Source organism: Janibacter cremeus (assembly GCF_013409205.1).
Classification (GTDB): domain Bacteria; phylum Actinomycetota; class Actinomycetes; order Actinomycetales; family Dermatophilaceae; genus Janibacter; species Janibacter cremeus.
The window spans coordinates 840,974-863,641 of record NZ_JACCAE010000001.1; the positions used below are offsets into that span (position 1 = coordinate 840,974).

Consider the following 22,668-nt stretch of genomic DNA (forward strand, 5'->3'; position numbering starts at 1 on the left):
CACCGTACTCATGGGCATTCCCCCGGCGGACGGCCATGATGAGCCCATGAACACCACCGTGGACGCGAGCGCACCGCGTGAGGTCAGCAGGCAGCAGTTCGCCTGGTTGCGCGCCGAGGTTGCCGAATGGCAGGCCCGGGGTGTCATCGACGCCACCCAGGCGGAGACGATCACCGGTGGCTACACGCCCCGCTCGGGCTCCGCCTCGTCGGTGCTCGGGCGCATCATGCTCCTGCTCGGCGGTGCCTTCGTCGGCGTCGGCCTCATCTGGCTGGTCGCGGCCAACCTCGAGGACCTGAGCCCGACAGGCCGCTTCGCCACCGTCGTGGCCCTGTGGCTCGCCTTCCTCGTCGGCAGCGAGGTACTCGCCGCGCGCCGCACCTCCGCTCCCCTCGTCGGCGCGATCCGGCTGCTCGCGGCGCTCGGCTTCGGCGCCGTGATCATGCAGGCCGCGCAGTCGCTGCAGGTGCCGGCCTACGAGCCGGCACTCGTCGGGTTGTGGTCACTGGGCGCCATGCTGCACGCGCACCTGACGCGATCGGTGATGCCTTTCCTCGTCGGTCTGGGGACGGGCGTCCAGTGGTGGATCTGGCAGCCCCTGTGGACCGAGGGCACCGCGATGGCGGCGGTCATCTCGCTCGGCGCGGGCGCCGCCGTCGCCGCCTCGCTCGCGGTGCTCTGCGACGGCTGGGTCCGGTCCTTCGCATGGTGGTGGCGCCTGACGGCAGCGGTACTCGCGCTGGCCGCCCTCTTCGTCGCGGCCGTCCCCGGCATCTACGACGGGCTGGACTGGTCGCTGTGGTTGCTCCTCGAGCTCATCGCCGCCGTCGTTCTCGGGATCGCTGCGGCAGCCCTGGCCGTGCGCCGTCCCGACCACGCCTGGATCGAGCCGGTCGGAGCACTCACCGTCCTCGCGGCGGCCGTCCTGCTCGCCCTGTGGGACACCGGGACCGACACCAACGATGTCGGGCTCGACCAGTGGGCGCACGCCGCGCTCGGTGTCGCGGCCTACGTCGGTCTGGCGGTCGCCCTTCTCGCGCTGGACGTCCTGCGTGAGCACCGGGCCCTCAGCTGGATCGCGATGGCAGCACTCGTGGCCTTCACCACCTTCCAGAGCTTCGCGGTCTTCGCACCGATCGTCACGGGAGCACTGCTCTTCGTGGTGCTGGGCATCGTCTTCCTCGGGACCGGGCTGCTCGTCGAGCGGGCACGCCGCCGCGTGGCCGCGACGCTCGACCCTGCCACCGGCGAGGGCTGCGACGAGGGAGTGCAGCGATGAAGCGCATCCTCACCGTGGTGGTCATCGCGGTCGTCCAGCTGGTCCTCGTGGGCGTCGCGGTCGCTCCCCAGCTGTCGGCACGGCTGCTCGGCGAGAGCTACGTCGTGCGGGTCGCGCCGCTGGACCCGATCGATCCCTACCGTGGTGCCTACGTCAGCCTGGACTACCCCGACCTGCGCCCCCCGCAGGAGGAGGACAACTCGGCCGATGACAGTGGTCTGGGCGCGCTGGACGACGGTGAGTCCGGTCCGGTGTACATCACCCTGCGCCAGGACGGCGACGTCCAGGTGGCCGATCAGTGGCTGCGCGAGCGCCCCTCGGACACGCCGTACCTCGCCTGTGACGACCACTCGTGGGACGTGCGCTGCGGCATCGAGAGCTGGTTCCTGCCGCAGGACGAGGCGCTGGCGATGGAGCGCGAGCTGACCGATGGCGCCTACGCCGAGATCCGCGTCGACCGGTGGGGCCATGCCGCGCTCGTCGACGTGCGCGAGCAGCCCTGACGACCGGACCCACCACCGCTGAGTTGAGGTAATCGCGCGCGTTCGAGCCCACGGGATTACCTCAACCGGCGGCAGCGGCGGGCGGCAGCGGCGGCTACGACCGGCGGCTACTGCCCCGTCCGCGCGTACTTCGCCTCGGTGGCCGCCTTCATCGGCCGCCACCAGGCCTCGTTGTCGCGGTACCAGTCGATCGTCGCCGCCAGCCCCGACCGGAAGTCCCAGTAGCGCGGCTGCCACCCGAGCTCGTCGCGCAGCCGGGACCAGTCGATCGCATAGCGCCGGTCGTGCCCCGCCCGATCAGGCACGTGCTCGAAGTCATCCGGCGAGCGCCCCATCGCCGCAAGGACCGAGCGCACCACCGTCACGTTGTCCACCTCGCCGTCGGCGCCAATGAGGTAGGTCTCCCCCATCACGCCGCGGTCGATGATCGCCCACACCGCGTCGTTGTGGTCGTCGACGTGGATCCAGTCGCGCACGTTGAGCCCGTCGCCGTAGAGCCGCGGGCGGCGCCCGTCGAGGATCTCGGTGATCTGGCGCGGGATGAACTTCTCCACGTGCTGGCGCGGGCCGTAGTTGTTGGAGCAGTTGGAGATCGTCGCCTCGATCCCGAAGGAACGCACCCACGCCCGCACGAGCAGGTCCGACGCCCCCTTCGTCGAGGAGTACGGACTGGACGGGTTGTACGGCGTGGCCTCGGTGAACCGCTCCGGTGAATCCAGTGCGAGGTCGCCGTAGACCTCGTCGGTGGAGATGTGGTGGTAGCGCACCCCGTGCCGACGCACCGCCTCGAGCAGCTCGTAGGTCCCCACGACGTTGGTCTGCACGAAGGCTCCCGGCGAGGCGAGCGAGTTGTCGTTGTGCGACTCGGCGGCGAAGTGCACCACGAGGTCCGCGTGCGCGACCAGCGAGTCCACGAGCGCCGCGTCAGCGACGTCGCCCTCGACGAAGCGCACCGCGTCGCGCACCCCGTCCAGCGAGGACAGCGACCCCGCGTAGGTCAGCGCGTCGAGCACCGTCACCTCCGCGTCCCGCGTCGCGAGCGTCCGGTGCACGAAGTTGCTTCCGATGAACCCGGCTCCCCCGGTGACGAGTACCCGCATGCTCACATCCCCTTCTGGTCTCGAGGCTCGTCGCTGGCGCTCCTCACGCCTCGACCAACGGTGGCTGAGGTGTGAGCGCCTCCGGGCTGGTCTCGAGGCTCGTCGCTGGCGCTCCTCACGCCTCGACCAACGGTGGCTGAGGTGTGAGCGCCTCCGGGCGCGTCTCGAGGCTCGTCGCTGGCGCTCCTCACGCCTCGACCAACGGTGGCTGAGGTGTGAGCGCCTCCGGGCTGGTCTCGAGGCTGGTCGCTGGCGCTCCGCACGCCTCGACCAACGGTGGCTGAGGTGTGAGCGCCTCCGGGCGCGAGCCTCGAAGCCACATACTCCCGCAACGCCTCGAGCTGGTCGAGTGGCTCGAACCCCGTCCCCCGCAACCGCTCCAGCGACAGCGTGCTGTGCCGCGGCCGGGGCGCCGGGGCCCCGTACTCGTGCGTGCTGATCCCGCTCACGTCCTCCCGCGCGCGTCCACGCAGCGCAAAGACCTCCCGGGCGATGTCCGCCCAGGTCAGCGACTCCCCGGACTGACTCACGTTGTAGGTGCCGAAGGGAGCGGAGCCACCCACCAGGTGCATGGTCGCCTCCGCGATCTGCGGGGCGAGCGCCAACCGCCCGTGCTGGTCGTCGACGACGGCGGGGGCACCCCCTTCGTCGGCGAGGCGGGCCATGGTGCGCACGAAGTTGGGCCCGTCCCCGACCACCCACGAGGTGCGCAGCAGGTAGTGGCGCGGGGCGAGCGCCACGGCGAGGTCCCCGGCCGCCTTGCTCTGCCCGTAGATCCCGAGCGGCGCGAAGGCCTCGTCCTCGTCGTGCACCTCTGCCCGGCCGTCGAAGACGTAGTCGCTGGAGTAGTGCACGAGGGTGGCGCCGGCGGCCGTGGCCAGGCGGGCGAGCTGCGCGGGCAGGTGGGCGTTGAGGCGCCAGGCGAGGCGGCGGCCGTCGTCACTCTCGGCGGCGTCGACACCCGTCATCGCGGCGGCGTTGATGACCAGGTCGTGGTCGGTGAGGTCGAGGGCGGCGACGGCGTCCGGGTCGGCCAGGTCGAGCTCGTCGCGGCCCGGGGCGAGGGCGTGCGGCAGCAGCGCGCGCAGGGCCGAGCCGATCTGCCCGCTCCCGCCGAGGATCAGCGGCCGGCGCCGGGCGAAGGGGGTGACCTCCGCCAGCCTCGGGTTCGCCCGGTCCTTGTCCGAGACCTGCGCCTGCGACAACGGGATCGGCCAGTCGATGGCGGCGCTCGGGTCCTCGAGTGCGAGCGCGGGGTAGGCCAGGGCGGGGCGCCAGTGCGCGTTGACCAGGTAGGAGTAGATGGTCTCGTCGGCGAGCGCCTGATAGGAGTTGCCGACGCCGCGGGGGACGAAGACCGCCACCCCCGGCTCGAGCTGCACCGTGAACGTCCGCCCGAACCCCTCCCCCTCGCGCAGGTCGACCCACGCGCCGAAGACCTCCCCGTGCACGACGGTGACGAGCTTGTCCCACGGCTCGGCGTGGATACCGCGGGTGGAGCCGCGCGCGGCGTTGTGGGCGACGTTGTGCTGCACCGGGCCGAAGTCCGGCACCCCGAGCGCAGTCAGCTTCTCCCGCTGCCACGCCTCGGTGAACCAGCCGCGGTCGTCGCGGTGGACGGGCGAGCGCACGACGAGCAGCCCCGGGATGGGTGTGTGCTCGATGGTCGGCTCCATAGCGGGAGCCTAGTAGTGGTCACCGACGCTCCGGCGCCTCAGCCGGCCAGCGCCTCCCCCACCGTCTCCGCCCACAGCTGCGAGCCAGCCTGCGAGGGTTGCAACTCGTCCAGCCGCAGGTCGGCCGGCGCCTGGTCGGACTGCTCGAACGCGGCCGCGACGTCGATCGTCGGCAGGCCCGCCTCCCGCGCCCACGAGCCGATCGCCTCGCGCACGGACGCGTTCTCGTCATCGGCCTGCGGGTTCTGCAGGATGACGACGATCGGCGTCTCGGAAGCGTGATGGGCGATGGCCTGACGCAGTACCTCCATCGACTGCGTCGCGGCGTCGGCATCGGAGTAGAAGTGCCCGTAGTTCAGCAGCACCAGGTCCGGGTCGGTCTCGGGCCAGATCGCGTCCCAGTGCTCGACCGGGTAGTCCGCGGTCGTCTCGGGCATCCCCCCGGACCACAGCCGGGTGCTCTCGCTCGAGCCGCTGTACCCGTTCTCGGTCTCGGTCATCCACATGGCGCCCGGCAGGCTCTGCTCCTGCGCCCACAGGAAGGCCCACTCGTCCCACCCGTCACCGGTGCCGTCGCCGAGCACGAGCACCTGGGAGCCGTCCTCGGCGAAGGCCTCACGCGCCGCGTCCATGCTCGCGTTCTCCTCCTGCGAGGTGGCCGAGCTGCTGGACGGGCTGGCGGACGAGGAGGCCGCGCTCGCGGACGAGCTCGAGCCCGCTGCGGACGTGCTGGCCGCTTGGGCCGAGCGGTTGGACTGCCCGTCGTCCATGAAGACGTAGGCCCACAGCCCGGTGACCACCACCACGAGTACGAGGACCAGGGGGAGCGTCAGCGCCGACGAACGACGATCGGGGGATCCAGCCATGGCCGCACACTATCGGCGCGGGCTACTGTGCGGGGATGCGCGGCATCATCCTCGCCGGGGGGACCGGGACCAGGCTGCACCCGATCACGCTCGGCGTCTCCAAGCAGCTCGTCCCGGTGTACGACAAGCCGATGATCTACTACCCGCTGAGCACGCTGATGCTCGCGGGCATCCGGGACGTCCTGGTCATCACCACGCCGCAGGATGCGCCCCAGTTCGAGCGCCTCCTCGGGGACGGGAGCCGGTTGGGGATGTCGATCTCCTTCGCACAGCAGCCCTCCCCCGACGGGTTGGCGCAGGCCTTCCTCATCGGCGAGGAGCACCTCGAGGGCGGTCCGGCGGCCCTCGTCCTCGGTGACAACATCTTCTACGGGCCGGGGCTGGGCACCCAGCTGCGCCACTTCCACGACATCGACGGAGCGGCGATCTTCGGCTACCAGGTCGCCGATCCCACCGCGTACGGCGTGGTCGACTTCGACGGCGAAGGGAGGGCCACCTCCCTGGAGGAGAAGCCGGCTAACCCGCGCAGCCGCTTCGCGGTCCCCGGGCTGTACTTCTACGACGACACGGTCGTCGAGCGCGCCCGGGCGCTGCGCCCCTCAGCGCGCGGTGAGCTGGAGATCACCGACCTCAACCGCGGCTACCTCGACGAGGGCCGACTGCACGTCGAGGTCCTCCCCCGCGGTACCGCGTGGCTGGACACCGGGACGTTCGGCTCCCTCAACGACGCGAGCAACTATGTGCGCACCCTCGAGAGCCGGCAGGGCCTGAAGATCGGCTGTCCGGAGGAGGTCGCCTGGCGGATGGGCTTCATCGACGACGCCCACCTGCGCGCGATCGCCGAGCCGCTCGTCAAGAGTGGCTACGGCGCGTACTTTCTCGATCTGCTCGGTTAGAACTGCGCCTCGAACGCCACGATCCGCTCCACCGCGGCATCGACTTCGGCTGCCATCCGATCGAAAACCTCCTGCGGTCGCCGGTAGGGATCGGCGATGTCGTCGGCCCCCTCCTCGACCCGGCTCAGCCCCCGCTCACGCGCCAGGTGCGAAGGGAGCGCTGCCCACCGCTCCTCGGGCGTCGCCAGGCCAGCGAGCCGCTGGGTCCACGGCTCGCGGGCGTCGGCGGAGTCGAGCAGCCGGGCGAGCTCCTTCAGGGTGAAGGCACGCTTGAGGTGGCGCGGGGAGTACGACAGCACGATCTTGCGGTGGGCGACCTCGAGCGGGAGGACGATGTCGATCTCGTCGAGCATCCGCTCGGTGATCTGGCGGGCCGCGAAGTCGTCGTGGACCACGCCGTTGTCCTGCAGGATGCTGGCGCTGCCCGGGTCGACCGGGTTGCCGGTCATCGCGCGGGTTCCGGCGCTGGACACCTCGAATGTGCCGGGCCGCACGGCGTCAAGCCCATGTTGCAGCGCGAAGTGGGCATACGGCGATCGACAGATGTTGCCGGTGCAGACGGTCAGGATGCGCACGCTCATGGGCACATCGTGCCGCATCGCCACCGCTGTGAAACACTCGCGTCTGCCGTGTGACTACCCCTGATCGAGAGGCACCAAGCTCGTGGAGCTGCAGGACTACCTGAAGATCGTGCGCAAGCGCTGGATCACAATTGTCATCACCACCTTGGTGGTGGTCGGCCTGGCCGCGGGATGGACAGCCCTGCAGACGAAGCAGTACACCTCCAGCACGCAGTTCTTCGTCTCGGTCTCGGGGTCGGACGACACCTCGGCTCTCCAGCAGGGCAGCACCTTCACCCAGCAGCGGGTGAAGTCCTACGCCCAGCTGCTGACGACCCCGCGCGCTCTGGGTCCGGTGCTCGACGAGCTCGGTGAGGACACCCCGACCAAGGACCTCGCCGAGCAGATCACCGTCACCACTCCTCCGGACACCGTGCTGCTCGAGGTCTCCGTCACGGACTCCGACCCCGGCCACGCGCAGGACATCGCCACCGCCATCGGCGAGACCTTCCCCACGGTGATCTCCGAGGTGGAGTCACCGGAGGGCGAGAAGAAGGGTTCCCAGATCAAGGTGACCCTCGTCGAGCCGGCGTCGACCAACTCGACGCCGACCAGTCCGGTCCCGGCGCGCAACCTCGCCCTCGGGCTGGTCCTCGGTCTCTTGCTTGGTCTCGGTCTGGCCATGCTGCGGCACCTGCTGGACACCACGGTGCGCACCGACGACGACGTCGAGGAGGTCACCGAGCAGCCGATCATCGGCGCCGTGCACTTTGACCCTCGGGCCGGCAAGGAGCCGCTCATCGTCCAGTCGGACCCGTCGTCGCCACGCTCCGAGGCCTTCCGCGCGGTGCGTACGAACCTGATGTTCGTCGACGCGGCGAACCACCCGCGCACCATGCTCATCACCTCCTCCATCCCCGGCGAGGGCAAGTCGACGACGATCGCCAACCTCGCGCTCACCCTGGCCCAGTCCGGCTCGCGGGTGTGCCTGGTCGAGGCGGACCTGCGCCGCCCCCGGCTGCTGGAGTACCTCGGGCTCGAGGGGTCGGCCGGCCTGACCGATGTGCTCATCGAGCGAGCGGAGATCGACGACGTCCTCCAGCCCTACGGCGCCGATCGTCTGGACGTCATCGGCGCCGGGGCGATCCCGCCCAACCCGAGCGAGCTGCTCGCCTCCGACCCGATGAGTCACGTGCTGGCACAGCTCTCCGTGCGCTACGACTACGTGCTCATCGACACGCCCCCGGTCCTACCGGTCACGGACGCGGTGGTGCTCAGCACGAAGGTCGACGGGGTCATCCTGCTCGTCGGTACGACGATCGTGCGCAAGGAGCAGCTGGAGTCGACACTCGAGTCCCTCGGCGCCGTGGACAACACCCTCCTGGGGCTCGTCCTCAACCGGGTCGGGCACGCCTCCTCGGGCGGCTACGGCTCGGGCTACTACGGCTACTACTCCCCCGAGCATCACCCGACCTCGCGATCGGCACGCAAGCAGTCACGGCCGAAGCGCCTGACGGGCGCGCGCTGAGCCGCGCTCAGTCCGAGGTTGATCCCCGGCTGCGCCGGGCCTTGATGTCGCGGCGGCTGACTGCGCCGACCCCCACCGTGTCCTTGGCCTCGTAGGCATAGTCGTTGGTGTAGGAGTTCGAGTAGCCGTACTCGACGTCGCCGTACCGGATCCGGTCGACCTTGCGCGTCGAGACCATGTTGAGGATCGTGCCGAGGACTTTGCCCTCGACGGCCCGCAGGGTGCGTACCGCTTGCTGCAGCTCCTCCTTGTGCGTCTTCCCGGAGGCGACCACGAGGACCGCTCCGTCGGCGCTGCGGGTCAGGAGCGCCGCGTCGGTGACCGGCAGCAGTGGCGGCGCGTCGAGGATCACGAAGTACCGTTGTGCGAGCTCCTCGATGAGGTGGTGCATCCGCTGCGAGCCGAGCAGCTCGGAGGGGTTGGGCGGCACGGCACCGGCGGCGAGGATCTCCAGGCCGGGGGTGGCGCTCGGCTGGAGGGAGTCGGTCAGTGTCGCGGTCCCGGCCAGCACCTGCGACAGACCGACACTGCCATCGAGCTCGAAGGCTCGGGCCACGGCCGAGCGACGCAGGTCCGCGTCCACGAGCACCACCGGCTCCCCCGCCTCGGCGAGTACCGCGGCCAGGTTCGCGGCGACGGTGGACTTGCCCTCACCCTGCTTCGCGCTGGTGATGACGATGGAGCGCGGTTGGTGGTCGACGTCGACGAAGCGCAGGTTCGTACGCAGCTTGCGCAGCGCCTCCCGCTCGTGGAACGACTTGGCCCGCCCGACATCGCCACGCTCCGACCCCAGGTCCTCGCTCAGCGGCAGGATGCCCATGACACCGGCCTCGGTGACCTCCTCGACGTCCTCGGTGCGACGGACCTTGGTGTCGTTGTAGTACCGGACGGCAGCGATCCCGTACCCGACGAGCAGGCCGAGGAGCACGCCGATGGGCAGCACCCGCAGCGGATCCGGCGACGAGGGCGAGGTCGGCAGGATGGCCGACTCGTTGGGCGCGATGAGCACCTGCGCCTGCGACTCGACCTGCTGCGTCTCGCCATCCGGCCCGACAGCACTCCGCGAGGGCCCGGCCTCCTCCATGCGCTTCGCCTCGGCGGCGGCCACGGTGACGATGGTGTCGGCGACGTCTCGGGCCGCCTCCGGGGTGGAACCCGTCGCCGTGACGTTGATGGTCACGCCGTCCGGCGGGACCGTGGCGGAGATGCGCGTGACCAGCTCCTGGGGTGTGGAGTCGAGGTCGAGCTCCTCGATGACGCCCTTGGCGACGCGTCGATTGGTGAAGAGTGTGACGTAGGCCTGCGCCTTCTGCTGGGCCAGTGTCTGGGCCGAGTAGGACTCCCCGATGCTCTGGCCACCGCCGGCCGTGACGTAGCCCCCCGCGGTGGCGGTGTACTCCTTGGGCTGCAGGGCCATCCATGCGAAGCCGAGCAGCAGGCCCACGAGGGCACAGACACTGATGACCACGGCCTGTCGACGGGTCAACCTCCACAGGTCCTCGAGCGTCACCAGATCCCTTTCCCCTCATGTCCGCCTCCGTGTCCGCACGCAGGTGGCGTCGCGGGCCGCGGCGCCTCGCGACAGTGTAGACAGCACTACCGTTCGGTACGACCTCCGCCTGTCGACCCGCGGTGGGCGACTTCCTTCAGGCTGATAGATTTCGTGAGTGGAGCGCCTGCCCGGTCAGGCGCTCTCGCCATGATTTCCACAGGGAGGACGACGCACGCGTGTTGCGCTGCAAGGACGACAAGGTCATCGGTGTCTACGCGTAGTTCACGACCTTCGGCGGCGCAACGAGCCGGCCGGTGGTTGTGGGCGACCGTCGATCTGCTCGTCCTCACCATCGCCGTGTTCCTCGCCGCGTGGTTGCGGTACGACTTTGACCCGACGAGCACTTTCGCTGCCCCGATCGGTCAGCTCGCGCTGATCGCCATAGCGACCCACCTCGTGCTCGGCGGGTTGTTCGGTCCGTATGCGGTGGGCCACCTGCGGGGTTCCTACGAGGAGATCATCGACCTCACGCGCACCGTCGCCCTGTGGGCGCTGCTCCTGCAGACCGTCACCGTGCTCGGGCCGTGGGACCTCGGCCCGCGGTCCTTGCCCGTGACCGCAGGCGCGATTGCGCTCATCGGGATGTTCGGGGCCAGGTTCGTCCTGCGTACCGCTCGCTCGCAGATCGCTCCCGCATCCCGGGCGGAGCAGCGCGTCCTCGTCTTCGGGGCGGGCGAAGGGGGTCGCCAGCTGGTCCGCGCACTGGTGCGGGACCCGGCAGCGCGGATGACACCCGTGGGACTGCTCGATGATGACCGCAGCAAACGACGCATGCGCATCGACGGCGTACGGGTCCTGGGCAGCTCGACCGACCTGACCACGGTGGCGGCGCAGCACGACGCCACGACGCTCGCGATCGCCGTCCCGAGCGCGGCACCAGTCTTGGTGCGGCGCCTGCGCGAGGGCGCGACGGAGGCCGGGCTCGACACCCTCATCCTGCCGCGCGCGAGTGAGTTGTTGGACAAGTCCGCCACGAGTGACTTGCGCAGCCTCGACCTGGCCGACTTCCTCGGGCGTCGCCCGATCGAGCTCGACGCCTCGGCCATCGCCGACACGATCTCCGGGCGCACCGTCCTCGTCACCGGTGCCGGCGGGTCGATTGGCTCCGAGTTGTGCCGCCAGATCAGCAAGTTCGGACCGACAAAGCTCGTGATGCTCGATCGCGACGAGTCGGCGTTGCACGGCACCCAGCTGTCCGTGACGGGGCAGGGACTCTTCGAGTCCGACGACGTCGTCCTGGCCAACATCCGTGACGCCGACCGGATGGTCGAAGTCTTCGAGCACCACCGCCCCGACGTCGTCTTCCACGCAGCTGCCCTGAAGCACCTGCCCCTGCTGGAGATGTACCCCGAGGAGGCGTGGAAGACCAACGTCCTGGGCAGCCTCAACGTGCTCCGGGCGGCCCACCACGTGGGGGTGTCCACCTTCGTCAACGTCTCGACGGACAAGGCCGCCAATCCTTCTTGCGTCCTTGGCTACAGCAAGCGCGTCACGGAGCGGCTCACGGCCGACTTCGCCGGCAAGGACGACAACACGTACGTCAGCGTGCGCTTCGGCAATGTCCTCGGTTCGCGTGGCTCGGTCATCACCGCCTTCACGGCCCAGATCGAGCGCGGTGGCCCGGTGACCGTCACCCACCCGGACGTCGAGCGCTACTTCATGCTCATCCCCGAGGCCTGCCAGCTCGTCCTCCAGGCGGCCGCCATCGGTCACGACGGCGAGGTCATGGTCCTCGATATGGGTTCGCCCGCGAAGATCCAGGACGTCGCCACGACCCTCATCGACCTCTCGGGACGGAAGGGGGTCGAGATCGTCTACACCGGCCTGCGCCCCGGGGAGAAGATGTCGGAGGAACTCTTCACCCCCGGCGAAGACATCCAGGCAACAGCCCACGCGCTTGTCAACAGCGTCGACGTCCCTTCGATCGACAGCGATGCCGTCGCCACCGTGCGCCACGATTCCGCCGCGGAGTCTGCCGAGTGGATGAAGGATGTCTCGGCGATCACTGCGGCGGTCGCGCAGTGAATGCAGGCCAACTCAAGCTCTCATTTGCGGCTGCGATCCTGACGTCCATCGTCGCGGTCCCCCTCAGGCGCGCGCTCTTGCGGGCACAGGTGGTGGACATCCCGAATCAGCGATCGTCCCATCAGGTGCCGGTGCCCCGCGGAGGAGGCATAGCGCCCGCTCTGGGCGTCATCGCTGCTGGCGCGGTGACGAAAAGCCGCCCCTCACCTTCGGCGTGCCTAGCCATCGGTGCACTTGGGGCACTCGGCTTGGCTGACGACGCGACAGGCCACCTCCCTGCCCCAGCTCGCTTGGCCGGGCAACTCGCGGCAGGAGCGACCCTTGGAGGTACGGGGTGGGACCGCGTCCTCAGCGGCGTCGCGACCGCCGGCATCGTCAACGTCACGAACTTCATGGACGGCATCAATGGCATCTCCAGTCTTACCGGGCTGGTCTGGGGTGTGAACGCGCTAACGTTGAGCCGAACGGGCAGCGACCTCTCGATCATCGGCGCGTTGGTGGCCGGAGGTAGCACAGGCTTCCTGCCCCACAACGCGCCGCGGGCCCGGCTCTTCCTGGGTGATGTCGGCAGTTACGCCCTGGGTGGAGCCTTTGCTGCGGGAGTGCTGTCGCGTCCAAGCCTTCCGGAACGACAGCAGGCAGCCGCGCCCCTCCTTCTCTATGGCCTCGACGCCGCACAAGCCCTAGCCCACAGGTATAGAACGGATCAGCCTCTTGGCGTGGCACATCGCGACCATGTGTATCAACAACTCGTCGATGCTGGTCTCAACCAGATATCCGTTGCTCTCTTCCACGCAATCTGTGCGGCAGGAATCGCGAGTGCCCACCGCTTGCGAACCCGCTATGCAGTGACAACTGTGATCGCTGTCAGTGCGGGTTACCTCGCAGCTCCGCACATACACCGCCGCTTCTCCAAGCTGAATCTGGCAAACGCTGATGAAACTGAGTTGGACGAATGAGGATAGGATTCATTAGTCACTGGTACGACCCAGAAGGCGGTGCTGCAGCGGGTCCGGGCACGATCGCCCGAGCGCTCGCGGAGCGAGGACATGACGTCCAGGTTGTGACCGGATTCCCGATATACCCAGAAGGTCGCGTTTTCCCTGAGTATTCCTTGAAGGCGTACCAGCGCGAGCAAATTCGCGGAGTCACCGTTCACAGATTCCCGATCTACCCCAGTCACGACGCACATGCAGCACATCGAATGCTCAACTACACCAGTTTCGCAACTTCTGGGGCCATCGGCGCACTGGCCGTCCTCAAAGGTACCGACGTGAATTTTGTGTACTCGACACCGGCGACGGCTGCAATTCCTGCTCTCACCACCCAAGTGATGCGCAAAACCCCCTTCGTTGCTCAGATTCAGGACCTGTGGCCCCAGACAGTCACCGCTAGTGGATTCGTCGATGAAAGTCAAGGAAGATATCTCGAGCGAATCCTCCATACCTTCTGTGACAAAGTGTATGGGCGAGCTACCTCGATTGCGGTCACCTCTTCGAGTATGATCGACCTCATCGCTGAGCGAGGCATTCCGCGGGCCAAACTCCATTTTGTGCCCAATTGGGCCGAAGAAGCGTCTTTCCGGCCAGTGCCCCGCGACCCTCAATTGGCTGCTGACCTCGGCCTGAACCGCTCTTTTACAGTGATGTACGCAGGCAATCTTGGCGAGATGCAGAACCTTGAACACCTCGTCTCCGCCGCGGAGCGCGTGCGAGACCTTACCGACCTGCAGATCGCATTCGTCGGCTCAGGCGTCATGGAGAGTTCCCTACGGGCAACTGTCGATGAAAAGGAGCTGGACAATGTCCGCTTCGTCCCACCCCAACCATTCTCACAGATGTCGCAGATCCTCGCTCTTGGCGATGCTCAGGTGGTGACACTCAAGGACGTTCCCCTGTACCGGAGCACTCTCCCTAGCAAACTGCAGGCTAACCTCGCTGCGGGTCGGCCTATCATCGGAGCCGTCGCGGGGGATGCCGCGCGAGTCATCAGCCAGAGTGGGGCGGGACGCACGGCGCCACCCGGGGACGCTGATTTGCTGGCCCACGCGATTCGTGAACTGCATGCCATGCCGCAGGCTGAGCGAAACGCCCTCGGCGGTGCCGCCAGAAACCACTACCTGCACAACTTCTCCGAGCAACTCATCGCTGACCGACTCGAAGAACTGCTAGTTGCCGCCGCTCAGAGGCGCGGCAAGTGAGCGGCGTCGCAGTCGTCGGCGCGACTGGCTTCGTCGGCGATGCTGTTGTTGAACGTCTACGAACTCGTGGCGTCGTGGCGAAGTCGGTCAGGGCCCCGAGAATTTCAGGGACCGTCGGCGCTCCTGCACCCACTGAGCAGGAAGTTGATGCCGTCGCCGCAGAAATCGCCCCATGCACCGCTGTCATCAATGCCGCCGGGGTAGCAGATTCCCTCGCCGGTGGAATTGAACACCTGGACGGCGCAAATGGTCTACTTCCGGGACTACTCGCCCGAGCATGCAACAGGCTGGGCGTCCGCTTGGTCCACATCTCCAGCGCCGCGGTACAAGGACGGCGCCCCGGGCTCGACTCCACGCTCGAGTATCAGCCATTTTCGGCATACTCTCGATCAAAAGTGATGGGCGAGCAGGCTGTGTTGGCAGTTGGGGACAACGTCTGCGTGTACCGGCCACCAGGGGTGCACGCGCGTGGTCGAGCAGTCACCTGTGCGGTCGCCCGACTCGCATCCAGCCCTCTCAGATCGGTCGCCTCTCCCGGTACTGACAACGCGCCTCAAGCCCTGCTCGAGAACGTCGCTGATGCCGCCGTTACTCTTGCGTTGTACTCCGGCGTTGTTCCTCGCGTGGTCCATCACCCCGCCGAGGGGATCACTACGAGCGGCTTACTCACCGCGCTCGGAAGCAAGCCGCCACACGTGGTGCCCCGAGCTGCAGCACAACTAGTCGTCGCCGCAGCCCAGAATGCGTGTCGATGCTCAACGGGACTCGCGGGACAAGCGCGGCGTCTGGAGGTGCTCTGGCTCGGACAAGAACAAGCCCACAGCTGGTTAACCGATATCGGCTGGAAGCCGCCAGTGGGAACCGGAGGATGGGGAAGAATGACTATCGCGACGAACATGGACTTGGAGGATGCGTGATTACTGATCACGATTTCAACGGCGCGACCGTGACCATAACGGGAGGCACCGGCTCCTTCGGCAAGACGATGGTCCAACACCTCCTGGACGACGGCGTCAGGCAGGTCCGCGTCCTCAGCCGCGACGAGGCGAAGCAGGACGAGATGCGCCAGCAGCTCGCTGACCACCGGGTGCGGTTCTTCATTGGTGATGTGCGCGATCGTCACAGTGTCGACAGTGCGATGGCCAGCGCCGACTTCGTCTTCCATGCGGCCGCACTGAAGCAGGTGCCGAGTTGCGAGTTCTTCCCGGATCAGGCGGTCAAGACCAATGTCGTCGGCAGTCAGAACGTCATTGAGTCAGCCCACGCACACGGCGTGCGCTCGGTTGTCTGCCTGAGCACGGACAAGGCCGTCTACCCCATTAATGCCATGGGGATGAGCAAGGCGCTCATGGAGAAGACAACACAAGCCTTCGCCCGCAACACCCCCGACTCCCCGACCACCGTGTCGGTCACCCGCTACGGCAATGTCATGTACTCGCGCGGCTCGGTCATCCCACTCTTCGTCCGCCAGATCCGTGAGGGCAAGCCGCTGACGGTCACCGAGCCGAAGATGACCCGGTTCCTCATGTCCCTCGAGGAGTCGGTCGACTTGGTCAAGCACGCCTTCTTCCATGCGGAGCCCGGTGACCTCTTCGTCAAGAAGGCCCCGGCCTGCACCGTCGACACGCTGGCCCGCGCGGTGGCGGAACTCATGGGTGTGGAGCCTGACATCCGCACGATCGGCATCAGACATGGGGAGAAGATGTACGAGACGCTCCTCTCCCCGGAGGAGATGCTCAAGGCCACCGACCAGGGCGACTATTTTCGCGTTCCTCTCGACGCTCGCAGCCTCGACTACTCAAAGTACGTCGAGGAGGGCGAGGGCAAGGCGGCCCAGGCCGACGACTTCGACTCCGACAACACCGAGCAGATGGGCGTCGAGGAGACCAAGGCCCTCATCGCGGCTCTTCCCGAGATGCAGATCGTGGCGGGTACCGCATGAAGGTTGTCATCACCGGAGCGTCCGGCTTCCTCGGGTGGCACACCCGGCTTCGCCTGACCGCTCGGACGGACCACGAGATCGTTCCGGTCGGACGAGCGGAATGGCCCAACCTCCCCGCGCTCGTCCGCGGCGCCGACGCCGTGATACACATCGCCGGGGTCAACCGCGCAGACAGCGAGGAAGAGGTGCCGGCGGGCAACGCGAGGTTGGCCGAGGATCTGGCGAAGGCCATCACGGCGAAGGGGGCGCCCCTCCGCGTCGTCTACGCCAACTCGATCCAGGCGGGCAACGGCACGCCCTACGGCACCGGCAAGGACCGCGCCGCGCACATCCTCCACGGCGCCGTCTCCTCCGTGAGTGGTCACTTCGTCGACGTGCGGCTACCCAACATCTTCGGTGAGCACGGACGCCCGAAGTACAACTCCTTCGTTGCCACCTTCGTCCATGCCACCGTTGTCGAGGAGAGCCCCTCGATCAAGGACAATCAGGTCGGCCTGCTGCACGCCCAAGACGCGGCTGCATCGCTGATCGGCGGTCTCATCACGACCAGTGGGACGCTCACGCCCGAGGCCGAGGAGCACGGCGTCCAGGAAGTGTGGGACCTGCTCCAGGAGTTCCACGCGACGTACGTCCCCACGGGCGAGATGCCCGACCTGTCGACGAAGTTTCGCGTCGACCTGTTCAACACCTATCGGGCAGCTCTCTTCCCCAAGCACTATCCACTCCAACTCATGCCGCATTCCGACGCACGAGGGTCGTTCGTCGAGACGGTCCGGTGCCGCGGTGGGGAAGGGCAGACGTCCTTCTCCACGACCGTCCCGGGCGTGACGCGTGGCGAACATTATCACCTCAGCAAGATCGAGCGCTTTGCTGTCATGCGTGGCAAGGCGACCATGGAGCTGCGCAAGATGTTCACCGACGAGGTGATCACCTTCGACGCCGATGGCGATGCTCCAGTGGCCGTTGACATGCCCGTGGGGTGGGTGCACAACATCACCAACACCGGCGATGAGACGCTCTTCACCCAATTCTGGAGCCACGAGCTGTTCCGGCCCGAGGATCCCGACACCTTCCCCGAGCCCGTCCGTCAGCAGGAGCAGCGTCCATGAAGGTCATGACCGTCGTAGGCACCCGGCCTGAACTCATTCGTCTCTCGCGCGTCCTGCATCGGCTGGAAGCAACCGAGGGCATCGAGCACGTGCTCGTGCACACAGGGCAGAATTACGACTATGAGCTCAACCAGGTCTTCTTCGACGACCTCGGCATCCGCAAGCCGGACCACATGCTTGGAGTGGACACCTCCTCGCTGGGCGCCGTCCTCGGCGGGACGCTCATTGCCGTCGAGGGCGTCATCCACGAGGAGCAGCCCGATGCCATGCTCGTACTCGGCGACACCAACTCGTGCATCGCAGCCGTTATGGCCCGCCGGATGAAGGTGCCGACTTACCACATGGAAGCCGGCAACCGGTGCTTCGACCTCAACGTGCCGGAGGAGACGAACCGACGCCTCGTCGACCACGTCGCCGACTTCAACCTCGTCTACACCGAGCACGCGCGCCGCAACCTCCTGGCTGAGGGACTCCACCCTCGCCGGATCCTCAAGACTGGCTCTCCCATGCACGAGGTACTCGAGGCCTACCGTTCCGAGATCGACGCCTCCACCGTCCTCGAGGACAAGGGTCTGCAGGAAGGGGAGTACTTCCTCGTCAGCGCCCACCGCGAGGAGAACGTGGACTCCCCCGAGCGCCTGCGCCTGCTCGTAGACTGCCTGACCGCGGTACACGAGAAGTTCGGGCTGCCCGTCTTCGTGTCCACCCATCCACGTACCCGCAAGCGGCTCGAAGCGCTGCCCGACTGGTCGGAGCCCGAGGGCGTGATCTTCAGCGAGCCCCTGGGCTTCCACGACTACAACAAGCTGCAACTGTCCGCCGCATGCTGCCTCAGCGACTCCGGCACCATCGCCGAGGAGTCATCCCTCCTCGGCTTCCCGGCGATCACCCTGCGCGACTCGATAGAGCGGCCCGAGGCCCTCGACACCGGGGGAATCATGATGACGGGCCTGAATCGTGACGACGTCTTGGCCGCGGTCCGGGTCTCCATGGACTCCGGATACACCCGCGACGGCGGCAGCCACCTTACGCCGGACGACTACCGCATCGACAATACAAGCGAGCGCACGGTGAAGTTCATGCTCTCAACTGTCCGTCGACACCATAGTTGGGCCGGTATCCGTCCATGACAGTGCCGATTCCAGAAACTTCTCCCGGACCCAAAGTCCTCTTTGACCTGAGCAACCTAAAGACCGGTGGCGCCCTGCAAGTTGCCGCATCACTCATGGACGAGGTCGCCGCATTCGCGTTGTCCCTCGAGGGGCGACAGCGGTGGCCCTGGCTTGGGGGCGCATGTTTCGAGTTATCGGAGCCTGTACTTGCCAACACAACGCGAGACCTCGGTTCGCTACACGTAAAAACGGTCGATGGCCGCCCATTATCACGGCTCCTCAGAGGACGAAGAGAAGCATATTTCGATACCTCGTTCACACTATTCGGCCCCGACTACGGCCCAAGAAGAGCTCGCACAACAATCGTCGGATTTGCCGACGGCACGAGCCTCACGCCCGAAACAACATCACCCGAAACAGTCCACCAGAAAATTCGAGGTAAAATTAGGAGAAACATTTCGAGGAGAAGATTCAAACACGCCGACTCCTTGGTCGTAGAGGCAAATCATGTCGCGCATAATCTGGCAACCCGATGGGGTATCGACGAAGCGCGCATCTACGTCGTACCAAATGTTCTAAACGGGGTATTTCAAGAAGTTCATGGCGAAGCCATCCAACACCTCGATCAGATCCTCTCCCCACCATCCGCCTCGAATTCAATTCGACTCTGCTACCCGTCCAGACTATATCCCCATAAGAATATTCAGATTATGGGGAGAGCCGCCAAAGCTCTTTCGGAGAACTACGGATTGTCGATCCAGCTACTCCTTACCCTGACCGATTCCGAGTTCGCCGCCTTAGATCCAATGACTCAATCAATAAGCACCACAGTTGGCCCTCTGAGGGTCGCTCAGATGCCATCACTCTACAAAGCGTGTGACGCCACAGTCTTCGTGAGCCTCAACGAGAGCTTTTCGATCACTCCCCTGGAGGCCATGTCCAGTGGCAGCCCCCTCATAGCGTCAGATCGCGAATTCGTTCACGAGATCGCTGGCGACGCCGCCGGGTACTGCGACCCGCTAGACCCAAACGACATAGCCCGCGCCCTCTCAGGACTTGTCACACAGCCAGAAATTACCGCAAGACGCATCGCCTCAGGTCACAAGATTGTCGAAAACTGGCCAAGCGCTAAAGCCCGCACTGAGCGGTATCTCGACATAATTGCTCAGAACTTTCGGCCCTAGTCCCTCGCCAAGTGCCAACATGCCCCAGCCAGCACAATCGCAACAATCGCTAAAGAAGACGCGACCGCTGTACTGGTCCCCCAAACACTAACAGCGAGAATGGGGGCCAAGAGGACCGAGAGCGAGTACACCAACCGAAGTCGAACGGCCACTTGCAATCGTCCTTGGACGCGAAGCCTCGAACGAGCTACAGCCCATAGGCCTAAGCCAGCATACTCCAAAGCCGTGATGAGGACGATGGACTGCACAAGGGGCCACGACTCCCCCAGCAGGAACACGCCGACCGTGCCGGGCAGCAAGAACAGGGTAAATCCCCAAATGGTCGCGAGTGCCACCAAACCTAGCGCGAGGAGGCGGAACATTTGTTTACCGCGCCGCTTACCCATACGTATCGCCTCTGGAACCACCGCCAGGGGGATGGTCGCAGCGATCAGATTCAGCGGACCGAAAAGCACACCAGATCCACGAATCGCGGCTACAACCGGCGCGCCGGCAAGGGCGGCCACGACTGAACTGTTCAAGAGAGGCGAAACCGCAGCTAGGCCCGATTCGGAAGCAAGATGAACGCGTCTTCCATCCGCACGAAGCCAAGCGACAGTCCCCCCAAAACGCGGTCGCGACCCATAACCCATCGATGCCAACAAGAGACCACTCAGCAGAGCCCCCAGAACCCACATCGCCGACCCAAGCACGGCAGATGAATCAAGCACCCCTATGACTGGGAGAGCTAGGCCGAGGAGCGCGATCCCAAACCAAAGTGAGTCCGCAACAGCAGCGTGCTTCGGCCTGCCGACAGCCACCGACCAGAACCGTTGCAGATCCTGAAGTAGTACAACAGGCAAAGCGAGGGCCAATACAAGTAGAGCCATCCCTCCTGAATGAAGGTCGAGAGCCAGGAAAGAGTAGGAAGCCAGTACGGCGCCGAAAACAAGCGACATAACCAGAACTGACGCCGCAGAGCGCGAGACGAGCTCCCGCGCCCGACCCCTATTGAAATGGGGCAGATCCAGTCCAAGCACACCCCCAAAGGCGTTCCGGGAAACCACCATGGCCACAGTAATAACTGAATAGCCAATCATCAGAAGGCCGAAATCGAGCGGAGAACTTCCTCTCGCAAGAAGAAAAACGAGGACGAAATTACTCCCACTCGACAATCCCTGATCGATCACCGACCACGCTAGGCGCGCCTGGGACCGACCTTCGTCGCGCACCACTGGATAGGGCCCTTTCATCGGTAACAACAAGCCTGATGGCGCCACCCGGCCGGGTACGCGTGGGCCCCCTACCTCCGCTCAAGGAAAGGGCAGCTATCGAGCAGCCTGCGCGCATCAAAGGATATTGGTCGATCATCAAACGTTAGTTTCGAAAAGAGATCATCCGCAGTTAGCTTCCCCTTAGGTAGTTCGAAGCTTTGCGCATGTCGGAGTTTGTCGACCGACGCGAAGTAGTCATAAAACTTAAACTCGCCTCCGAAGGGGCGGCTGCCGCCACTAGCGCTATCCGATTCGATCCAAGCACTTGGAATCCTATAAGCGTCAGCAATAACAAGGCCATGAAGTGAAGACGAGGCGAGGGCTTCACATTCAAGCATTTCCTTGGTCGTTCGCTCAACGTCCGTGGTCCTGAGGTCGATGACCTTGACGTCGGGTCCAAGAGACAGCCATCGCCAACGATCTTCGGTGTGTCGAATGACAATTCCAACACGATATCTCTTTGTAACCGTTGGGCTGAAGTAATACGGCATCAAGAGGGCAGGGTCGCCGTAAACTCGAGGGCAGTCAATTCCGACGTTAAGAAGTCTCGATCGAGTGATTGGACCACGGACTGCATGGTACTTTGCTTTTTGAGCAAACACTCCTCGCCGTTCCGTTCCGTACGAACCCGATCCCCACACCTCGGAGGAGGCCGACGCCTCACTGACGATCGATCCAATCATGACGAAATGCGGCCGGCCCTTCGCCGCAAAGCGCACTGGTTTGCCCGACATGCGCGCGAGCAGCCAGGGGGACAGCAAATCGCCATAATTATCTCCTTGGTCGAAGAATTTTAAGGGAAGGTAATCAACGTCTGTTAAATGGCGGGCCAAGACGTACTCTTCACTTATGGAGTCGACATTGCTGCGCTCTGATTGAGGCGCCTGCAGGGCACTATCGGCAAGGCGCTTGCCAAGGTCCTGCACCCCCTTTACTCGGGCTTTGTGCTTTGCGCTCATCCGGCGAAGGCGCCACTGCACCGAATTCTGGACCAACCGCATTGGACCGGACGTTTTCATAGTGATTCCCTCGAGGTGGTCGCGTTCTGTCGAAACGCGGTGAACGTGTGGTGGCTGTGTTGCTGCCCCAAGGGCGGGGGCGTCATGAAGTTACGTCCGTAGAGAGCGGTGAGTACTATATCTGCCTCCTCTGGTACAGGAAGTAGCCGATTTTCAAAACTCATCGTTGCCCCTGACCCCAGTGATGTAGCAGGCACAGTCCATTGATACGAGCCCACCACAACCCCCAAGCGGCCCGCATTGCCACGTCGCGACGCGACAGCATCGAGCGCCCTAAGAAGTCGGGTTCGCGGCAGCAACGCGGCAACGGGTGGAAGAATGGCGGCAGCAAGGCGTGCGGGGGCGCTGCGTCCCGGTCGTGGCATTAGCGCCTGGAGTGCCAGCAGGGCGACTAAAGCACGGATACAAGCGCTCTGGAGTACACCGATGGCGCCAATAAATGGCTCGTCGACGGGAAATACATCAATACCCACTCCAACCTCGGCGTCAAACGGCCCATCCCCAGTGATTAGAGTGCTGGGATCGTACACCTTGACATTGGAGTAGGGCCAATCCTTATCGCCTCGATGCCCACCGACCACAAGCTCACCAACTTTCGGTACATTTCGAAGCAATTCGTAGTGTGACCGAGGAATCATGATGTCGATATCATCATCCCAAGGAATATACCCGGAGTGCCTTCGCGCCCCGAGCAGGGTTCCGTACGCCGCATAACAGGTCAAGTCCCGAACTTCGCACCACTCGAGCACGCGGTCGAGTACGCCGAGCTGTACCGCTCTGATTTCGAAGGCTGCGAGCTGGGCACGGCTGCCCCCCCCTGGATTTATAGTCATCACTCTTCTCCTGACCGATTGGCTGCGCCAG

At 65.6% G+C, this 22,668-nt stretch carries 19 protein-coding genes; 12 read left to right on the plus strand and 7 right to left on the minus strand.

All coding sequences use genetic code 11. The features are described from left to right. Positions 1 to 46: 46 nt before the first annotated feature. Both BJY20_RS03825 and BJY20_RS03830 read left to right on the plus strand, forming a co-directional pair. Positions 47 to 1,279, plus strand: coding sequence for a DUF2157 domain-containing protein (locus tag BJY20_RS03825; RefSeq protein ID WP_185990318.1), 1,233 nt, complete (start codon positions 47 to 49; stop codon positions 1,277 to 1,279). After that, a complete protein-coding gene (locus tag BJY20_RS03830) occupies positions 1,276 to 1,782 on the plus strand; it encodes a GDYXXLXY domain-containing protein (protein ID WP_185990319.1) in 507 nt (168 codons plus the stop codon). Before BJY20_RS03825 ends, BJY20_RS03830 begins: the two co-directional genes overlap by 4 nt. A gap of 107 nt (positions 1,783 to 1,889) precedes the next feature. On the opposite strand, the gene rfbB is transcribed toward BJY20_RS03830, so the two are convergent. Genes rfbB through BJY20_RS03845 form a run of 3 tightly spaced genes read right to left on the minus strand, consistent with a single transcriptional unit; the run spans position 1,890 to position 5,424 of the window. Further along, on the minus strand, positions 1,890 to 2,882 hold the full coding sequence (gene rfbB, locus BJY20_RS03835) for a dTDP-glucose 4,6-dehydratase (protein ID WP_185992443.1): 993 nt from the start codon (positions 2,880 to 2,882) through the stop codon (positions 1,890 to 1,892). Between the two features lie 2 nt (positions 2,883 to 2,884). Further along, a complete protein-coding gene (locus BJY20_RS03840) occupies positions 2,885 to 4,558 on the minus strand; it encodes a sugar nucleotide-binding protein (protein ID WP_185990320.1) in 1,674 nt (557 codons plus the stop codon). 38 nt (positions 4,559 to 4,596) lie between these two features. Further along, on the minus strand, positions 4,597 to 5,424 hold the full coding sequence (locus BJY20_RS03845) for an SGNH/GDSL hydrolase family protein (protein ID WP_185990321.1): 828 nt from the start codon (positions 5,422 to 5,424) through the stop codon (positions 4,597 to 4,599). Between the two features lie 35 nt (positions 5,425 to 5,459). On the opposite strand from BJY20_RS03845, the gene rfbA reads away from it, so the two are divergent. Next, positions 5,460 to 6,320, plus strand: a complete 861-nt coding sequence (gene rfbA, locus BJY20_RS03850; protein ID WP_185990322.1) for a glucose-1-phosphate thymidylyltransferase RfbA — start codon at positions 5,460 to 5,462, stop codon at positions 6,318 to 6,320. Here rfbA and BJY20_RS03855 read toward each other — a convergent pair. After that, positions 6,317 to 6,901 (minus strand): arsenate reductase/protein-tyrosine-phosphatase family protein, encoded by a 585-nt coding sequence (locus BJY20_RS03855; RefSeq protein WP_185990323.1) that lies wholly within the window; start codon positions 6,899 to 6,901, stop codon positions 6,317 to 6,319. The genes rfbA and BJY20_RS03855 overlap by 4 nt on opposite strands. Before the next feature lie 82 nt (positions 6,902 to 6,983). Between BJY20_RS03855 and BJY20_RS03860 the strand changes: the two genes are divergently transcribed. Beyond that, the gene (locus BJY20_RS03860) at positions 6,984 to 8,408 is read left to right on the plus strand and encodes a polysaccharide biosynthesis tyrosine autokinase (protein ID WP_185990324.1); all 1,425 of its coding nucleotides are present in this window, start codon (positions 6,984 to 6,986) and stop codon (positions 8,406 to 8,408) included. 7 nt (positions 8,409 to 8,415) lie between these two features. Here the strand turns inward: BJY20_RS03860 and BJY20_RS16265 are convergent, their stop codons facing one another. After that, positions 8,416 to 9,918, minus strand: coding sequence for a polysaccharide biosynthesis tyrosine autokinase (locus BJY20_RS16265; RefSeq protein WP_185990325.1), 1,503 nt, complete (start codon positions 9,916 to 9,918; stop codon positions 8,416 to 8,418). A gap of 300 nt (positions 9,919 to 10,218) precedes the next feature. Between BJY20_RS16265 and BJY20_RS03870 the strand changes: the two genes are divergently transcribed. From BJY20_RS03870 to BJY20_RS03905, 8 genes are all read left to right on the plus strand, one after another. Next, positions 10,219 to 11,985, plus strand: a complete 1,767-nt coding sequence (locus tag BJY20_RS03870) for a polysaccharide biosynthesis protein (protein WP_246297094.1) — start codon at positions 10,219 to 10,221, stop codon at positions 11,983 to 11,985. A 185-nt stretch (positions 11,986 to 12,170) separates the two neighbouring features. Further along, entirely contained in the window at positions 12,171 to 12,944 is a 774-nt protein-coding gene (locus BJY20_RS03875) for an MraY family glycosyltransferase (RefSeq protein WP_425484174.1), read from the plus strand. Beyond that, on the plus strand, positions 12,941 to 14,185 hold the full coding sequence (locus BJY20_RS03880; RefSeq protein ID WP_185990328.1) for a glycosyltransferase family 4 protein: 1,245 nt from the start codon (positions 12,941 to 12,943) through the stop codon (positions 14,183 to 14,185). The genes BJY20_RS03875 and BJY20_RS03880 overlap by 4 nt, the downstream gene beginning before the upstream one ends. Further along, the gene (locus BJY20_RS16570; RefSeq protein WP_185990329.1) at positions 14,182 to 15,102 is read left to right on the plus strand and encodes an NAD-dependent epimerase/dehydratase family protein; all 921 of its coding nucleotides are present in this window, start codon (positions 14,182 to 14,184) and stop codon (positions 15,100 to 15,102) included. Before BJY20_RS03880 ends, BJY20_RS16570 begins: the two co-directional genes overlap by 4 nt. A gap of 29 nt (positions 15,103 to 15,131) precedes the next feature. Further along, positions 15,132 to 16,127, plus strand: a complete 996-nt coding sequence (locus tag BJY20_RS03890) for an SDR family NAD(P)-dependent oxidoreductase (RefSeq protein WP_425484118.1) — start codon at positions 15,132 to 15,134, stop codon at positions 16,125 to 16,127. Next, positions 16,124 to 17,236 (plus strand): polysaccharide biosynthesis C-terminal domain-containing protein, encoded by a 1,113-nt coding sequence (locus tag BJY20_RS03895; RefSeq protein ID WP_185990331.1) that lies wholly within the window; start codon positions 16,124 to 16,126, stop codon positions 17,234 to 17,236. Before BJY20_RS03890 ends, BJY20_RS03895 begins: the two co-directional genes overlap by 4 nt. Beyond that, positions 17,233 to 18,366 carry a non-hydrolyzing UDP-N-acetylglucosamine 2-epimerase gene (gene wecB, locus BJY20_RS03900; protein ID WP_185990332.1) on the plus strand — a complete coding sequence of 378 codons (1,134 nt, stop codon included), beginning with the start codon at positions 17,233 to 17,235 and terminating at the stop codon, positions 18,364 to 18,366. The genes BJY20_RS03895 and wecB overlap by 4 nt, the downstream gene beginning before the upstream one ends. A gap of 95 nt (positions 18,367 to 18,461) precedes the next feature. Then, positions 18,462 to 19,532, plus strand: coding sequence for a glycosyltransferase (locus BJY20_RS03905; protein ID WP_185990333.1), 1,071 nt, complete (start codon positions 18,462 to 18,464; stop codon positions 19,530 to 19,532). Between the two features lie 1,282 nt (positions 19,533 to 20,814). Here the strand turns inward: BJY20_RS03905 and BJY20_RS03910 are convergent. Both BJY20_RS03910 and BJY20_RS16575 read right to left on the minus strand, forming a co-directional pair. Beyond that, positions 20,815 to 21,744 carry a polysaccharide pyruvyl transferase family protein gene (locus BJY20_RS03910; protein ID WP_185990334.1) on the minus strand — a complete coding sequence of 310 codons (930 nt, stop codon included), beginning with the start codon at positions 21,742 to 21,744 and terminating at the stop codon, positions 20,815 to 20,817. 56 nt (positions 21,745 to 21,800) lie between these two features. Continuing rightward, the gene (locus BJY20_RS16575; protein WP_185990335.1) at positions 21,801 to 22,637 is read right to left on the minus strand and encodes a LicD family protein; all 837 of its coding nucleotides are present in this window, start codon (positions 22,635 to 22,637) and stop codon (positions 21,801 to 21,803) included. Positions 22,638 to 22,668 lie beyond the last annotated feature (31 nt).

Excerpts from the sequence above, each read along its gene's own strand:
- BJY20_RS03825 (WP_185990318.1), top strand. The coding sequence starts at position 47 with ATGAACACCACCGTGGACGCGAGCGCACCGCGTGAGGTCAGCAGGCAG.
- BJY20_RS03855 (WP_185990323.1), bottom strand. The coding sequence starts at position 6,901 with ATGAGCGTGCGCATCCTGACCGTCTGCACCGGCAACATCTGTCGATCG.
- BJY20_RS03845 (WP_185990321.1), bottom strand. The coding sequence starts at position 5,424 with ATGGCTGGATCCCCCGATCGTCGTTCGTCGGCGCTGACGCTCCCCCTG.
- BJY20_RS03910 (WP_185990334.1), bottom strand. The coding sequence starts at position 21,744 with ATGAGCGCAAAGCACAAAGCCCGAGTAAAGGGGGTGCAGGACCTTGGC.
- BJY20_RS03830 (WP_185990319.1), top strand. The coding sequence starts at position 1,276 with ATGAAGCGCATCCTCACCGTGGTGGTCATCGCGGTCGTCCAGCTGGTC.
- BJY20_RS03840 (WP_185990320.1), bottom strand. The coding sequence starts at position 4,558 with ATGGAGCCGACCATCGAGCACACACCCATCCCGGGGCTGCTCGTCGTG.
- BJY20_RS03905 (WP_185990333.1), top strand. The coding sequence starts at position 18,462 with ATGGACGAGGTCGCCGCATTCGCGTTGTCCCTCGAGGGGCGACAGCGG.
- wecB (WP_185990332.1), top strand. The coding sequence starts at position 17,233 with ATGAAGGTCATGACCGTCGTAGGCACCCGGCCTGAACTCATTCGTCTC.
- BJY20_RS16575 (WP_185990335.1), bottom strand. The coding sequence starts at position 22,637 with ATGACTATAAATCCAGGGGGGGGCAGCCGTGCCCAGCTCGCAGCCTTC.
- BJY20_RS03880 (WP_185990328.1), top strand. The coding sequence starts at position 12,941 with ATGAGGATAGGATTCATTAGTCACTGGTACGACCCAGAAGGCGGTGCT.
- rfbA (WP_185990322.1), top strand. The coding sequence starts at position 5,460 with ATGCGCGGCATCATCCTCGCCGGGGGGACCGGGACCAGGCTGCACCCG.
- rfbB (WP_185992443.1), bottom strand. The coding sequence starts at position 2,882 with ATGCGGGTACTCGTCACCGGGGGAGCCGGGTTCATCGGAAGCAACTTC.
- BJY20_RS03895 (WP_185990331.1), top strand. The coding sequence starts at position 16,124 with ATGAAGGTTGTCATCACCGGAGCGTCCGGCTTCCTCGGGTGGCACACC.